Below are 262 nucleotides of genomic sequence, written 5' to 3'. Positions count from 1 at the left end.
GACCCGAACCACCGAGAGAACCGGCCCGAAGATCTCATCGGTGTACACGCTCATGTCGGGCGTGACATGGTCGAGCAGCGTCGGCCCGAGCCAGAACCCATCGGCAGGTCGCTCCGGGTTCTCGGTGATGGTGCGCCCGTCCACCACGACCGTCGCGCCCTCCGACTCCCCGGCGTCGACGTAGCCGCGAACCTTGTCGCGATGTGCGGCGGTGACCAGCGGACCCATGTCCGAATCCCTGGTGCCATCACCGGTTTTCAGC

The 262-nt window shown here is 66.8% G+C and carries 1 protein-coding gene; it reads right to left on the bottom strand.

Annotated elements, in window-relative coordinates:
* Positions 1-262: aldehyde dehydrogenase family protein (locus SB754_RS20985; protein WP_410784281.1), on the bottom strand; the 262-nt coding region annotated here is incomplete at both ends.

This window comes from Leifsonia sp. SIMBA_070, assembly GCF_046534635.1.
Classification (GTDB): Bacteria; Actinomycetota; Actinomycetes; order Actinomycetales; family Microbacteriaceae; genus Leifsonia.
The sequence above is the reverse complement of the archived record's forward strand: the minus strand, read 5'-3'. Positions and strand labels throughout refer to the sequence as shown.